Annotated in this window: 16 protein-coding genes; 12 read left to right on the forward strand and 4 right to left on the reverse strand. The window is 61.1% G+C overall.

Annotated elements, in window-relative coordinates:
- The first annotated feature begins 173 nt into the window (after nucleotides 1-173).
- Nucleotides 174-734 (forward strand): hypothetical protein, encoded by a 561-nt coding sequence (locus tag Q363_RS10360; protein WP_035349771.1) that lies wholly within the window; start codon nucleotides 174-176, stop codon nucleotides 732-734.
- A 186-nt stretch (nucleotides 735-920) separates the two neighbouring features.
- Here the strand turns inward: Q363_RS10360 and Q363_RS10365 are convergent, their stop codons facing one another.
- Both Q363_RS10365 and Q363_RS10370 read right to left on the reverse strand, forming a co-directional pair.
- The gene (locus Q363_RS10365) at nucleotides 921-1,508 is read right to left on the reverse strand and encodes a hypothetical protein (RefSeq protein ID WP_157466732.1); all 588 of its coding nucleotides are present in this window, start codon (nucleotides 1,506-1,508) and stop codon (nucleotides 921-923) included.
- Between the two features lie 39 nt (nucleotides 1,509-1,547).
- Nucleotides 1,548-2,306, reverse strand: a complete 759-nt coding sequence (locus tag Q363_RS10370) for a 3-keto-disaccharide hydrolase (RefSeq protein ID WP_245632148.1) — start codon at nucleotides 2,304-2,306, stop codon at nucleotides 1,548-1,550.
- A 156-nt stretch (nucleotides 2,307-2,462) separates the two neighbouring features.
- Here Q363_RS10370 and Q363_RS10375 point away from each other — a divergent pair, with 156 nt between their 5' ends.
- From Q363_RS10375 to Q363_RS37960, 6 genes are all read left to right on the forward strand, one after another.
- On the forward strand, nucleotides 2,463-2,912 hold the full coding sequence (locus Q363_RS10375) for a YciI family protein (protein ID WP_035349776.1): 450 nt from the start codon (nucleotides 2,463-2,465) through the stop codon (nucleotides 2,910-2,912).
- Nucleotides 2,913-3,361: 449 nt separating this feature from the next.
- Entirely contained in the window at nucleotides 3,362-3,979 is a 618-nt protein-coding gene (locus tag Q363_RS10380) for a VOC family protein (protein WP_211256162.1), read from the forward strand.
- 105 nt (nucleotides 3,980-4,084) lie between these two features.
- On the forward strand, nucleotides 4,085-4,447 hold the full coding sequence (locus Q363_RS10385) for a YciI family protein (protein ID WP_035349780.1): 363 nt from the start codon (nucleotides 4,085-4,087) through the stop codon (nucleotides 4,445-4,447).
- 38 nt (nucleotides 4,448-4,485) lie between these two features.
- On the forward strand, nucleotides 4,486-4,914 hold the full coding sequence (locus tag Q363_RS10390) for a YciI family protein (RefSeq protein WP_035349783.1): 429 nt from the start codon (nucleotides 4,486-4,488) through the stop codon (nucleotides 4,912-4,914).
- 33 nt (nucleotides 4,915-4,947) lie between these two features.
- The gene (locus Q363_RS10395; RefSeq protein WP_035349784.1) at nucleotides 4,948-5,379 is read left to right on the forward strand and encodes a YciI family protein; all 432 of its coding nucleotides are present in this window, start codon (nucleotides 4,948-4,950) and stop codon (nucleotides 5,377-5,379) included.
- 179 nt (nucleotides 5,380-5,558) lie between these two features.
- Nucleotides 5,559-6,353, forward strand: a complete 795-nt coding sequence (locus Q363_RS37960) for a DoxX family protein (RefSeq protein ID WP_084080211.1) — start codon at nucleotides 5,559-5,561, stop codon at nucleotides 6,351-6,353.
- An 80-nt stretch (nucleotides 6,354-6,433) separates the two neighbouring features.
- On the opposite strand, the gene Q363_RS10410 is transcribed toward Q363_RS37960, so the two are convergent.
- Complete coding sequence (locus tag Q363_RS10410; protein ID WP_035349918.1) at nucleotides 6,434-6,844, reverse strand: VOC family protein; 411 nt, start codon at nucleotides 6,842-6,844, stop codon at nucleotides 6,434-6,436.
- Between the two features lie 387 nt (nucleotides 6,845-7,231).
- Between Q363_RS10410 and Q363_RS43930 the strand changes: the two genes are divergently transcribed.
- The 4 genes from Q363_RS43930 (at nucleotide 7,232) to mtnA (ending at nucleotide 11,208) form a co-directional block, all read left to right on the forward strand.
- On the forward strand, nucleotides 7,232-8,743 hold the full coding sequence (locus Q363_RS43930) for an RNA polymerase sigma factor (RefSeq protein ID WP_035349786.1): 1,512 nt from the start codon (nucleotides 7,232-7,234) through the stop codon (nucleotides 8,741-8,743).
- A 454-nt stretch (nucleotides 8,744-9,197) separates the two neighbouring features.
- Nucleotides 9,198-9,797 carry an orotate phosphoribosyltransferase gene (gene pyrE / locus Q363_RS10420; protein WP_035349789.1) on the forward strand — a complete coding sequence of 200 codons (600 nt, stop codon included), beginning with the start codon at nucleotides 9,198-9,200 and terminating at the stop codon, nucleotides 9,795-9,797.
- Nucleotides 9,794-10,081: a hypothetical protein gene (locus Q363_RS40375; RefSeq protein ID WP_157466734.1), complete on the forward strand. Its 288-nt coding sequence runs from the start codon at nucleotides 9,794-9,796 to the stop codon at nucleotides 10,079-10,081. Before pyrE ends, Q363_RS40375 begins: the two co-directional genes overlap by 4 nt.
- Nucleotides 10,082-10,134: 53 nt before the next feature.
- Complete coding sequence (mtnA, locus tag Q363_RS10425) at nucleotides 10,135-11,208, forward strand: S-methyl-5-thioribose-1-phosphate isomerase (protein ID WP_035349791.1); 1,074 nt, start codon at nucleotides 10,135-10,137, stop codon at nucleotides 11,206-11,208.
- A 6-nt stretch (nucleotides 11,209-11,214) separates the two neighbouring features.
- Here the strand turns inward: mtnA and Q363_RS10430 are convergent, their stop codons facing one another.
- Nucleotides 11,215-12,594, reverse strand: coding sequence for a hypothetical protein (locus Q363_RS10430; RefSeq protein ID WP_035349793.1), 1,380 nt, complete (start codon nucleotides 12,592-12,594; stop codon nucleotides 11,215-11,217).
- Nucleotides 12,595-12,722: 128 nt separating this feature from the next.
- Here Q363_RS10430 and Q363_RS10435 point away from each other — a divergent pair, with 128 nt between their 5' ends.
- Nucleotides 12,723-13,028 carry a hypothetical protein gene (locus Q363_RS10435; RefSeq protein ID WP_035349795.1) on the forward strand — a complete coding sequence of 102 codons (306 nt, stop codon included), beginning with the start codon at nucleotides 12,723-12,725 and terminating at the stop codon, nucleotides 13,026-13,028.
- Nucleotides 13,029-13,055 lie beyond the last annotated feature (27 nt).

Consider the following 13,055-nt stretch of genomic DNA (forward strand, 5'->3'; position numbering starts at 1 on the left):
GCTTTCAAGGTCGGGCATGGTCCCAGTATCGGGTTGGTTATCCTTCTGGCCCACTGCCTATCGCCGCGTCTGCAGACGAGTTGGGGAGCGAGTTCCAATTAGGCGAACCGGAGCAACGCGAAGATCTGCTAAAACGACTTGGCGTACACCCGGGAATTGCCCACGAGGCATCCGTGGCGACCACCGAGACAACCATCAAGGTTGACAGCCTTGAGGGCAAGGATATGAACATTCTGTTCTTGCCCTGCACAGGCCCTGGAGTTCCGACAGCCCATCTGTTTGTTCTCCGGCCAGATACGAAGCAAGGCTGGCGCGTGGCTGACGACGTACCACTCGACTGTTGGTGGCAGAACGCAACCTATCAACTGCTTTCAATCCCCGGACACTTCCAACGAGCCGTGTTGGCCCATCATGTCAACAAGGGTCACTGCTCCGGCTTCGTGCAGGATGATATGTTGCTGCTCTTCGGCCTGGACACCGGACATCTGTCCACAGTTCTCAGGACCGCTGAGTACAAGCGAGAACAAATCGTCGGAGACGACAAGACCGTCGAACAGCAAAGCACGCTTCAGCCATTCCCAGATGGCAGTTTAGAGGAGACCCGCGCGACAACTATTCTCTCGGGAGAGAATGATGTGGAGAAGCGCCTGACCCGCATTGAACGCCGCCGCTGGAGCTGGAACAAAACATCTCAAAGCTTCGTCTCAGGGGAGTTCACATCTGTGACAGATTAGACGGCACGGGTGCTTCCATACTCGCCGGGTGCCGGGTGCCCCACATCTCGATTTTGAGATGTGGGTTCATTCGAGCTTCAGCTCGAACCCCGCCTCGCTTAAGGGCACAGCTTCAGCCGTGCCGCAATCACCCCCGCCAGAAACGCGGCTTCAGCCGCTGAAGTACTTTTCCTCCCGTTCGTGAACTCAATCCACCTTCTTGTAAGACAAGCTATAAGCAACCGGACTAGAAAGCTTGCCACTTGTCAACGTAACCTTGAGTGTCACCGTCTTCCCATCCTGCGAGACCGTAAACTCGTTCTCGCGCCGGCCATCCTCCGACACAAACACCTGCGTAATCCGATCACCCGCAAACACCTGCGTGAGTGTGCTCCGCTTGCCTTTATACACATAGTCAGCAGGCTCTCCCTTATCCCCCGAGACCATCTCCGGACGCGCCTCCGGACGAACAACGATCTTCCCCGGCTCAAACGAGAAGTTGTAGAAACCCAGAATCTGCGTCGTCGCCGAGACGCGGCTTCGGGCAGTCGAGCGAGTGACAAAAGAAAAACCTTCGACGGCATGATCAATCGCCTTGCTCCGCGCCTCTTCCTCCTGCGCACTCCCCGCATAGCGATACGTCCCGCTAAACCGCGCCCGCTGATCGGCCAAACCCGCGGGCACAGAAGACTTCGCCGCATCATGCGCCGCTGTCTGTGCCACGCCGTCGATCGCGCCCCCAACAACCGCACAAAAAAACAGAGAACCGATCACCAAATCTCGCCAAACTCGCATGATCTTCTCCGTCCGTTCAGGTTGCAAGGTTTGCAGGAGTTACTTCAGCGGATAAAGCTTCATATCGCGAAAGTAAACCTCCGCCCCTTCCGACTGAAACAGAATCTTCCCGCTACCCGGTGAAGGATCCGTCCCCTCATTCACCAACTTCCCATTCACATACTGCTTCACATCGTTTCCCTGAATCACCAGCTCCACAACATTCCACTCTCCATGCGGCCTCTCCACCTCGCCCACAGCAGAGCGAAAACCAACCACATTCTCCGTCGGCCCCTTACCGAAGCGATCGATCTTCATCGCCGAGCCCGCCGGCCCCGTCACCCGCCCCCCGTCCTTACCGGTCAGCGCCGCGCCATCGGTCATCCAGAAATCCCCCGTTCCACCCTCCATAATCTGGAACTCCAGAGACGGCGGCCAAACCTTCTGCTCACCCTGGATGTTGTACAGAATCCCGCTATCCCGCGCCTTTCCCTCGCGCGACCCGTACGTCCCCTCGCCCCACTTGAACTCCGCCCGCAGATAGTAGTTCTGATACTCCTTCTTCGTGATGATGTACCCCATCTCTTTGCCCGAGACATGAATCACGCCGTTCTCCACCTGAAAGACATGATCCGGATCGGAGTTTAGCCCCTTGCTCTTCAGAAACACATCGAAGTTCTTCAAATCCTTCCCATCGAACAGAACCACCGCCGCCTTATGCGCCGGAATCGCCGGCACCTGCCCCGCCGCCTCATTCCTCATCCCCACGGACACAACCAACGCAGCCACCGCAACTGCCGCTCTTCCACCTAAAACCACAACCCCTCCTCAAGATACACATCCCCGGCGACGCAGACCGGAACGCCGATCATCATAGCCTTTTGTGACCAGCGAAGTACTCTTCGTTTCACTATGCAAATATCATCTTCTCAAGCACCGTAGCACTCATCCGCACCAACCACTCGGAGACCCCAAATGCGCTTCATGATCATCCGCAAATCCGACTCCAACATGGAGACCGGAGCCCTCCCCGACAACGGCCTCCTCGCCGCCGTAGGCCGCTACTACCAGGACATGCGCGACGCCGGCGTCCTCCTCGCCGGCGAATGGCTGCGCCCCACCGCCAGCTCCGCCCGCATCGTCGCCACCCAGAACAAGCAGACCGTCATCGATGGCCCCTTCACCGAGCTCAAAGAACTCATCGCCGGCTTCATCCTCATCGAGGTCCCCTCCCTCGAAGAGGCCATCCGCTGGGCCCGCCGCTGCCCCACCCTCACCGGCGCCGTCGACGCTCAGGCCGAGATCCGCCAGGTCCTCGAAGCCTCCGACTTCCCCGCGGACTGCGCCGACCCCCTCACCCTCCACGCCTCAAAGCAGATCGCCACCGACGCCGAAAAACTCCTTCACCCAGCCACCACTGTCTAGCCCCACCCCAAACGTCATTCCGAGCGAAGCCCGCAGCGCGTAGCCGAGGAACCCCTGTATTTTGTCTTTGCCTCTGCTCTTGCTCTTGCTCGTCATTCTGAGCGAAGCGAAGAACCCCCGCATTTGCTTCTGCTTTGCACCGCCTTTGCTTTTGCTTTGCACCGCCTTTGCTTTTGCTTTGCACCGCCTTTGCTTTTGCTTTGCACTTGCTTTTGCACTTGCTTTTGCTTTTGTTTGCTTTTGGACTCGCTCTGCACTTGCATTCCTGCTTTTGCTTCTGGGTACGCCAAGCCTTCAGGCTTGGCCCTCTACTCCTGCCCGCGAAGAAGGGCTTCAGCCCCTGGGGTTTGCCTTTGTCAAAACGACGCAGCACCAAAAACCTCCCTCCCCCTGTCGATTCCGCCCCTCCCCAATCGACATATAAGTGAACCCCAGAAGGGAGGGGAGCTATGCACACCACCACCCGCTCCGCAATCACCCTCTTCGCCACCCTCTACACCCTCGCCCTCCTCACTGGCTCCCCCACCGCCCTACGCCCCTGGCAAAAAATCTTTCAAAAAGATTCATTCTCCGTGTCGATCTCAGTCGACTCCGTTCGACGTACAAGTAGAGCGGCAGAAAAACCCTCCGCTCACCACATAAAGGAGTGCACCGTGCAGATCACCCCCTACCTCAACTTCAACGGCAACTGTAAAGAGGCCTTCGAGTTCTACGAGCGCACCCTCAAGGGCAAAATCGAGGCCATGATGCCCCACGCCGGCTCCCCCGCCGAGCAGCACACCACGCCAGAGTGGCGCAACAAGATCCTCCATGCCCGCCTCAACGTCAACGGCGGAATCCTCATGGCCTCCGACGCCCCGCCTCAGGGCTACAAACAACCCGAAGGCTTCGCCGTCTCGCTCAACCTCACCGACATCCCCGAAGCCGAGCGCATCTTCCGCGAGCTCGCCGCCGACGCCCGCATCACCATGCCCCTCCAGCCCACCTTCTGGGCCGCCCGCTTCGGAATGCTCACCGACCGCTTCGGCATCCCCTGGATGATCAACTGCGAGCAACCCACCGCCTGAACCGGCCTCGATAGAAGTCGTCATTCCGAGCGCAGCGAGGAACCCCCCGCATTTCGCCCGTAGCGCCGACACCCTCTCAGGACCACCACCAAAAAAAGGAGACCCATGCGTTACCTCATGCTCTACCGCCCATCCGACACCGCCGCCATGGAGTCCGGCGCCCCGCCCACCCCCGAACTGATCGCCCAGATGGGAGCCCTCATCCAGAAAAAGATCGGCGAGGGCAAGCTCCTCTCCACTGAAGGCTGCGCCGCCACCTCCAAGGGAGCCCTCGTCTCCTACAGCAAAGGCAAGCTCAACGTCACCGACGGCCCCTTCTCCGAGGCCAAAGAAATCATCGGAGGCTTCGCCATGTTCCAGCTCAAGTCCAAACAGGACGCCATCGCCGAGGCCCGCGAGTTCCTCGAGATCGCCGGCGAAGGCACCGTCGAGATCCGCCTCATCCACGACCCCGTCTGCCTCGACTAACCCAAGAACCATCAACCATCACTCTAGGAGTTACAGCAATGCGATTCATGATGCTAATGATCCCCAAAGGCTACGAATCCGCCAAGCCAGGCGAGATGCCCTCCGCCGAGGCCGTCGCCGCCATGATGCGCTACAACGAGTCCCTCAAAAAAGCCGGCGTCCTCCTCTCCCTCGACGGCCTCCACCCACCCTCCATGGGAGCCCGCGTCAGCTTCCCCCACGGCAAGCCCGTCGTCACCGACGGCCCCTTCGCCGAGGTCAAAGAGGTCCTCGGCGGCTACTGGATGATCCAGGTCCGCTCCCGAGAAGAGGCCATCGAGTGGGCCAAGCGCTGCCCCGCCAGCCCCAACGAGACCATCGAGATCCGCCAGGTCCAGGAACTCGCCGACTTCCCCGCCGACGTCCAGAAGCAGCTCGACGGCTTCACCGACATGCAGCCCCACCTCACCAACACCAAAGCCTCCTAACCTGAACCCCTAATTCCGAGAAGGAGCACACCCATGCGATTCATGATCATCATCAAAGCCAACCCCGCCTCCGAATCCGGAGCCATGCCCGACCGGAAGATCCTCGAAGCCATGGGCAAGTTCAATGAGGAGCTCGTTGCCGCCGGCATCATGCTCGCCGGCGAAGGCCTCCAGCCCTCCGCCAAAGGCGCCCGCGTCCGCTTCAAAGGCAACGACCGCACCGTCGTCGACGGCCCCTTCGCCGAGACCAAGGAGCTCATCGCCGGGTTTTGGATCTGGCAGTGCAGCTCCCTCGACGAGGCCATCTCGTGGACAAAGCGCTGCCCCAACCCCTTCGACGAAGAGAGCGAGATCGAGATCCGCCAGATCTTCGAGCTCGAAGACTTCGGTCCCGAGCTAACCCCCGAGCTTCGCGAGAGCGAAGAGCGCCTCCGCGCCGAGCTCTCCTCCCGCAAACCCAACTAGGTAGCCTACAAAAAGCAATTTCCGAGAAGCGAGACAGCTTTACACCAACGAACACTAACGAACACGAATTGACTTGTCATCCTCAGCGAAGTTTGGCGCGCACCTGCGCGCCAAACGCAGTCGAAGGACCTGCATTTCGCATTTCTGCCACTGAATCCACTCCAGACACGGAGAACCCCATGCCCGTCCAAACCCAGCCCGCCACCACCACCAAAGCCGCCCTCTACACCGGCTATACCCTTACCACTCTCTTCGCCCTCTTCATGCTTATGGACGCCGGCATGAAGTTCACCCACGCCGCGCCCGTCATCGAAGCCAACAACCAGCTCGGCTTCCCCATACACCTCGTTCCCGCAATCGGCGTCCTCGCCCTCGTCTGCCTCGCCGTCTACCTCATCCCCGCCACCTCGGTCCTCGGAGCCGTCCTCTTCACCGGATACCTCGGCGGAGCCATCGCCCTCCATCTCCGCGTCGACAATCCCCTCTTCTCCCACACCCTCTTCCCCATCTACATCGCCCTCTTCCTCTGGGGAGGCCTCTGGCCCCGCGACGCCAACCTCCGCGAGCTCTTCCCCGTCACCCATCCGCCTGCACAGCTACCGTCTTTAAAGAAAACTCTCTGGACCGGCTACGCGCTCACTGCCCTCGGCGCCCTCCTCGTACTCTTCTCCGCCGTCATGAAGTTCATCTACGTTCCACCAGCAGGCTCACCCCCACCCAGCTTCCCGCTCCATCACTTCCACCACATCGCATACATCGAAATCGCCTGCACGATCCTCTACCTCATCCCCCGAACCTCGTTCTCAGGCGCCGTGCTGCTAGCCGGCTATCTCGGCGGAGCCACCTGCATCAATCTCCGCGACGGCCAGTCCCTCGGCAGCTCCCTCATTCCCGCCTTCATCGCCGTCATCCTCTGGGCCGGCCTCTGGCTGCGCGACCTACGCCTCCATCGCCTGCTCCCGCTCCGCAGCTAGCCAAAGCTACATCAAACGCAACCGCAGAAAGGCTCGGCACTCAGCCGAGCCTTTCCCATCTGCAAACCAACTCAAAAACTCTACCCCTGCGGCCGCTCCTTAAGGATCATCCAAGACGTCCCAAACTTGTCCCTCAGCATCGCAAACCGAAGCGCAAAGAACGTCTCCTGCATCGGCATAAACACCTGCCCGCCGTCCGTCAGCACAGCAAAGACGCGCTCGGCCTCCTCCACCGAGTCGAGCATCAGCGAGAGGTAAACACTCTTCATCGGCTCCGCCTTCGGAATATCTGCCCCCAGCAACGAAGTCCCGCCAATGTCGATCCGCGCATGCAGAATCGCCTTCTTCCAATCCGCAGGCACATTCGGATTAGGCTCCGGTGACTCCCCATGAATCATCATCATCACGATCTTGCCGCCCAGGTTCTTCTCATAAAAACGAAACGCCTCGGCGCAGTTGCCGCCATAGTTGACATAAGTAAGTAGCTTCATCGTCTCCCTTTCGCCGGCGCAGGCAGCGCCCACTCATATGTCGAACGACACCCCCTCAAATCGACACCAGGGACTATTTTTTTCTGCAGGATGCAGCATAGAGCTTCTAGGTACCCCAAGGCTTCCAAGAGGGTGCTGAATACCCCGTCTTGCTTAAGGGCACGGCTTCAGCCGTGCCGTAACCGCCCTGTTTTGAATGCGGCTTTAGCCGCTGAGGTCGCGTTTTCCCCCGCGAGCCACTTTTTCAGCACCCTCTTTCAGCCTTGGGTCTCTCATCCCGCCGCGCCGAAGGCGCAACCGGCACTGCCGTAGGCCCGAGCGAAGCCCGAAGGGCGAAGCTCGAACCGCCTTGCACCACCTCCGCCAAAGGTGCTCTCATCATCCCTGATGCAGGCCCCAGGCACACACCAGGCGCAAGACATCCACCGCTCCATCGACGCCGTCTGGCGCATCGAGTCCGCCCGCCTCATCGCCGCCCTCACCCGAATCGTCCGCGATGTTGGCCTCGCCGAAGACCTCGCCCAGGATGCCCTCGTAGCCGCCCTCGAGCGCTGGCCCAACACCGGAATCCCCGACAACCCCGCCGCCTGGCTCATGGCCACCGCCAAAAACAAGGCCATCGACAACCTGCGCCACAACAAGCTCTTAGACAGAAAACATGAACAAATAAGTTATGAAATCGAGGGCACCCGCCAGCTCACCCCAGACGACATCAACGCCGCCATCGACACCCCCATCGCCGACGACCTCCTCCGCCTCATCTTCATCTCCTGCCACCCCATCCTCCCCCCCGAGTCCCGCGTCTCCCTCACTCTCCGCCTCCTCGGCGGCCTCACGACCGACGAGATCGCCCGCGCCTACCTCCTCTCCGAGCCCACCGTCGCGCAGCGCATCGTCCGCGCCAAGCGCACCCTCAGCGAAGCCCGCGTCCCCTTCGAACTCCCCCGCGGCGAAGAGTTCAACGCCCGTCTCGCCTCCGTCCTCCAAGTCATCTACCTCATCTTCAACGAGGGCTACTCCGCCACCGCCGGCGACGACTGGACCCGCCCCGCCCTCTGCGAGGACGCCCTCCGCCTCGGCCGCATCCTCGCCGAACTCACCCCCGATGAGCCCGAGGTCCACGGCCTCGTCGGGCTAATGGAAATTCAAGCGTCCCGCCTCCACGCCCGCGTCACCCCAACCGGCGAACCCATCCTCCTCCTCGACCAGGACCGCTCACGCTGGGACCACCTCCTTATCGGCCGAGGCCTCGCCGCCCTCGCACTCGCCGAACGCCTCCTCGCCTCTCGACCCGCCGCCACCAAGCCCGGTGCCCCAGGTCTCGCTTCTGAGACCCAGGTTTCCCAGGATCCCCGTAGAGCCACCAACCCGGGCGCCCCATCTTCGACTCGTGACAACGCCAGTCGGCACAAGACTAAGGTGGGTTCGCAGTATGCACCGGGTACCCCAGGTCTCCCCTCTGAAACACCGGTTTCACAGGATGCTCCCACGCCCACTACCCAGCCCGGCCCCTACGTCCTTCAGGCCGCCATCGCCGCCTGCCACGCACGCGCCGCCACCGCCGCCGACACCGACTGGGACCGCATCGCCGCCCTCTACGAGCGCCTCAACCAGACCACCCCCTCCCCCATCGTCGAGCTCAACCGAGCCGTCGCCGTCTCCATGGCCTCCGGCCCCGCCGCAGGCCTCGACCTCGTCGAGCCCCTCCTCTCCAACCCCTCCCTCAGCAACTACCACCTGCTCCCCAGCGTCCGCGGCGACCTCCTCTTCAAGTTAGGCCGCCTCCCCGAAGCCCGCGCCGAGTTCGAACGAGCCGCCTCACTCGCCCGCAACGCCCGCGAGCGAGCCCTCCTCCTCACCCGAGCCCAGTCCTGCACCACCACCAAACTCTACTCCTGATAAAGGCCACAGAGACCGCTTCTGCCGCTGCCCTTCGCCCGTCGTTCCGCCTCTACCCTCGCCCGTCAATCCGCCTCTACCCCTCGCAGGTCAATCCGCCTCCACCCCTCGCTCATCAATGCTCTTTTAGGTCGTCATTCTGACCCTGAGCAAAGCCGAAGGGGAAGAACCCCCGCATTTCGTCTGAAGCGCCGCTCTTCGGCAAAGCCAACTTAACCACCAATGCAGCCCCATGCTTCGAAAAAATCTTGTCAAGCCCCCAAAACCGTATAACTCCATGAAACAAAAAGAATTACAAGTTGCCGATTAGTTACCCTCCACTCGCTAAAATAGAAGTAGATAGAGTTTAGAAAACCTAAGCATCAACCTCATCCAGACCAAAGTACCAACCTAACTTCTCTGTTTCTAAGACTTTGCACAACGAAGCCGGGGGGAGGGGTATCCTCGAGAAGACATGCCAGACGACAACAAGACCGACCTGCTCAACCTCATCGCCACCCTCTCCTTCAAGCTGGGAGACTTCACCCTCGCCAGCGGCCAGAAGTCCGACTACTACATCGACTGCCGCACCACCACCCTCCACGCCGAGGGCGGCCGCCTCTCCGGCCTCGTCCTCTACGACCTAATCGCCCAGCACTTCCCCCAGGCCGAGGCCGTCGGCGGACTCACCATGGGAGCCGACCCCCTCGTCTCCAACACCGCCAGCGCCTCCGCCTGGCATCACCTGCACCACCACCGCGAAACCCTCGTCCACGGCTTCCTCGTCCGCAAAGCCGAAAAGCAACATGGAACCGGCCGCCGCCTCGAAGGATTCCACAAACCCGGAGCCCAAGTCGTCATCGTCGACGACGTCTGCACCACCGGAGGCTCCACCATCACCGCCATCGAGGCCACCCAAGAATCAGGCATGAACGTCATCGGAGTCCTCTGCCTCGTAGACCGCGAACAAGGCGGCCGAGCCAACATAGAAGCGGCCGCCCCCCACGCCCCCTTCTACTCCGCCTTCACCGCCAACGACGTCCGCGCCGCGCATCTTGCATTGAAAACAACATGAATCAAGTTCTTCATCCCAAGATTGCAAAGGAAGCAGGGACTCTTATAACGGAACTGCAAACGAAAGGCTGGTCGCTTTCGACGCTTATTTACGATGCTCGTTCATTCGGAAATTGGTATGTCGAATTATGTCGTGAAAGTGACTGCATTCAGATCACTAAAGGCCGCAATCAATACAACTTGAGTGGGCCGCCAATTGCTGAACTTCAGGCTGCTGAGCTCTGGAAGGCGTTTGATGATTGGGAAGAGTTTCACCATTGCATTTCTAACTGGGTGCCAACTTAGTTGTGTGACCACTAACTGCTCCAACGAACAATTGCAGATAAACTAGTAAGGACATGATTCCCACCCTAGAATGGCTCCCGAACGGCGTTAACTTCCTCGATCAAACCAAGCTCCCCCTCGAGGAGACCTACGTCCTCGCCACCGACTACCAGCAGGTCGCCACCGTCATCCGCGACATGATCGTCCGCGGCGCACCCGCCATCGGAGTCTCTGCCGCCATGGGCGTCGCCCTCGGCGTCAGCCAGTCGAAGGCCACCGACATCGCCGCCCTCAACGCCGAAGTCGCCCTCATCTGCGACACCCTCGCAGCCACGCGCCCCACCGCCGTAAACCTCTTCTGGGCCATCGAGCGCATGCGCGACAAGTACAACGCGCTCGCAGCCGCCAACACGCCGATCCCCGAGATCAAGGCCGCCCTCATCAAGGAAGCCCAGCAGATGTACGACGAGGACATCGCCGCCTGCAAGTCCATGGGAGCGCACGGCGCGGCCCTCCTTCCGCAGGAAGGCACCGTCCTCACCCACTGCAACGCCGGAGCCCTCGCCACCTGCGGCTACGGCACCGCCCTCGGAGTCATCCGCGCCGCCGTCGAGCGCGGCCACAAGATCGACGTCTACGCCGACGAGACCCGCCCCTACCTCCAGGGAGCCCGACTCACCGCCTGGGAGTTGTTGCACGACAACATCCCCACCACCGTCCTCTGCGACAACATGGCCGGCTCGTTGATGCGTCAGGGCAAGATCCAGGCCGTCATCGTCGGCGCCGACCGCATCGCCGCCAACGGCGACACGGCCAACAAGATCGGAACCTACTCGGTCGCCGTCCTCGCCAAGGAGCACGGCATCCCGTTCTACGTAGCCGCGCCGCTCTCGACCATCGACGTCAATACCCCCGACGGCGACGCAATCCCGATCGAGCAGCGCAGCGCCACCGAGGTCACCCACTCGAACGGCCGCCAGATGACGCCAAACGGGGCCGCCATCCAGAACCCCGCCTTCGACGCCACCCCGGCCAAATACATCACCGCCATCATCACCGAGCACGGAGTCCTCCGCGCCCCCTACGACAAGAGCATCCGCGAGATGTTCGAAGCAACCTCTGCGAAGCCTGAGCTGACGACGGCGTAAGCCGCGTCAGCCCTTCGCCAAGTAAAACATCCACTCCACCTGGATCAGCCCCAGCGCGGTCACTCCAAGCCAGCCGTGCCAACGCGGCGCTCTTAACGATGCCGCCGAGGCTTCCCGAGCCTTCACGCCCAGCAAGGCCAGCGGAGCCATCACAGGAAAGTGATACGTCGGGTGCGACATCGTCACCCAGTACGGCAGGCTGTAAAGCACCACCGTCCCACCCAGCAGCCAAGTATCCCACTGCAGCCAGAATACCCCCGGCGCGCACGCCAACCAGTACACCGCAAACCCAACGATCGCCAGAAAACAAAGCGCATCCAAGGCAAGAACTGGCACGAACAGCCTGTGCATCCAGCCCGGAACCGACCGCAGGTTCGCCGCCGTAAACGTATCGAAGCCCCAGAAGCATCGCACCCGGTTCAGCGTCCGCAGCACGAATGCACCCGGGGCGTGCGTGACATAAGACACCGCCAGCCGCTGATACTCGGCCGAGCGCTTGGCCCGTGGAAGAGCGGAGACACGCTCCATGATCTCCGCATACTCCGGAAACTCTAGAATCTCCTCTGACCCCGGCTTGGCATGCGACCCGAAGTACCAGGTCCTGTACATCGGGGTCCACGGGTTGTTGCCGTAATAGAGATTGACGCCGTTCGACGTATTGACCGTCCACACCCCGCTAAGCTGGTGCACCCTCGCCATCCAGCCGAAGATCATCGCACCGCCAATAAGCATCGCTGCAATCGGCCCAGCCAGCCGTCGCCGGCGAAGAAAGACCAGCGCCGGAATCACGACCAACAGCGGCAGCACACTCGGGCGCACCAGCGACAGATAACCGAGCGAAACGCCCAGCAACAGCGCCTCTCCCCACCCCGCTCCCCGCGCGCATCGCAGAGCCGCGCTTGCGGCAATCAGCAGAAGGGCCGCCGCCGGCATCTGCGTCATCGACTCCATCGAAAAATGGATCTCTGTCGGTGCGATGGCGAAGACCAGCAGCACCAGCCAGCCGATTCTCTTTACGCCAAGATCGACGACCAGTCGCCATGTGCCCCAGCAGAACAGCAGCCACCACAGAAGCATCGCCGCGCGCAGCACCGCATCCCCAAAGCCAGCCGCAAGGAACGGTGCAAGATACAGCGGAAGCCCCGGCGGCCAGTAAGGCAGAAACCTTGCCCCGCTCGCGAGCAGCGCGGCCATCTCGCGATAATCCGTTGAGTCCGAGACCAGCGGTTCCCGTGCGCCAAGCACCAGTGCCACCAGCCGTAGCGCGATGCTCAGTGCCACGACCGCCGCAAAGGCACGCTCCGGTGAGACACCCAGGTTCCGCCATCCACCCTTCCTATGCTCGATGGCCGTTACCGGTTCGCAACCCTTTAGATTTCCAGTCACAGAGATCCGCCGTTGAAGATTCGATGTGAGTCGTCATCATCATACGTTGCGACCGCACGAAAACTTCGATCGATATCCGGCCCAGGTTCACGTCCGATGCCAAAACCTTCTACCCTAGAGAGAGCAGAGTGCTCCCTCGCATCCTCAATCCGCGCAACCGCTCTCTTCTCCGCGGAGGCCTTCTCGTCCTCCTCAGCCTGGGAGTGGCCCTCTTGCTCTCGGACTTTCCGAACAACCGAGCCAACTTCTTCCTCGTCCTGCCCGCGCTCACCGCCGCGGCCGGAACCCTCGACCACCTCCGCTGCATGCGCACGCGCTGGAGCTGGTATCACGGCGGAGTCGTTCTCCTCATCTACATGGATCTGATGGCTCTCAGCATGATCCTCTTCTTCCTCCTCTACCCCTACACACACTGGCTCGCAAGTTCGCAGTAGACCGTCAATTTTCTTGATCCTCGGTGG

Source organism: Edaphobacter aggregans DSM 19364 (genome assembly GCF_000745965.1).
Classification (GTDB): Bacteria; Acidobacteriota; Terriglobia; order Terriglobales; family Acidobacteriaceae; genus Edaphobacter; species Edaphobacter aggregans.